The sequence below is a fragment of the Oleiphilus sp. HI0080 genome, assembly GCF_001635135.1.
Genome location: NZ_LWFU01000894.1, coordinates 1 through 1,067, shown reverse-complemented (window position 1 = coordinate 1,067; position 1,067 = coordinate 1). Strand labels below are relative to the sequence as shown.

Here is a 1,067-nt window from a genome sequence, read left to right as displayed (position 1 = left end):
GCAGCTACAGAAGGCGCGCTTAACGCGTGCTTTTCGACGAGGCTGTTGTCGTCTGCAGCTAGTAATTCGGCAATGTTCTCTTGCGTCGCAACGAGGCTGGTCGCGATGGCTTTGGTTTCGATCAGCTGCACTCGGCCCTGAGTAGTGATTGCGGCTTGCTGAATCTCTTGCCAATACGACCACGCAAACCAGGGAATAGAAAGTAAGCCCAAGCTTAATAGGGTGATTTGGGCTTTAATACCAAAGCGCGGCATTAGGGCGCTTCCCATCGATAACCAAACCCTGGTTTGTTGAGCACTGAATTAAATTCTGGGTCGATTTCGTTAAACTTCTTACGCAGATTTTTAATGTGGCTATTGATGGTGCCATTGGTCACCATGCGCTGCATCGTACTCTCGCTCAGGGTCTGATAATCAATGCCTTGCGCGCCCGCATCGTGAATGGCAACAAACAATCGAAACTCTGTGAGCGTCAATGGCACTGTCTGCCCCTTCCACGACACAAAAGAGGTTTCATGATGAATGTTCAAAGGGCTTTGATCGCTGGTCGCGGTGTTGTTTTGATTTAGGGCGCCATCAAAGGCTGTGCCTTCTGGAGAACAGGCTGAAAAAAGGCTCTGTCTAGCGGAATGAATACGCAATACAGACTTAACCCGCTCTGCCAATAACGACAGTGAGATGGGTTTTGTTTGATAATCCCATGCTCCGAGTCTTAGGCCGAAGACCTGATCGATTTCATCTGAACGATCAGTTAGAAATACGATGGGTAAGTTAGCCCCTTGATCCAGCAATTTCCGGCAAATTGTGAAGCCGCCATCCGGGTCATCCTCAAGCACAACATCTAACAACACAATATCTGGTTTTACTTCAGATATACCCGCTAATGCGGATGCGACATTGGAGTAACAGTAGGGGGTAAAACCGCNGAGGGATAATGCCTCAGCATAATTTTGCTGTTGATCAATGTCGTCTTCTACTATCGCAATGCTATTCGTCATAAGGGCTATGGTTGCTTCCAATTGTCTTGAATTGTGTGACCCTCACTTTACCTGAGTTCAATCCAATGAT

2 protein-coding genes are annotated in these 1,067 nt (G+C 47.6%); both read right to left on the bottom strand.

Annotation, left to right across the window (positions count from 1 at the left end):
• A partial coding sequence (locus tag A3751_RS17730; RefSeq protein WP_156492598.1) for a hypothetical protein occupies nucleotides 1–254 on the bottom strand: 254 nt, incomplete at its 3' end.
• Nucleotides 254–997 (bottom strand): response regulator transcription factor, encoded by a 744-nt coding sequence (locus A3751_RS17725; RefSeq protein WP_068458339.1) that lies wholly within the window; start codon nucleotides 995–997, stop codon nucleotides 254–256. The genes A3751_RS17730 and A3751_RS17725, both read right to left, overlap by 1 nt.
• Nucleotides 998–1,067: the final 70 nt, after the last annotated feature.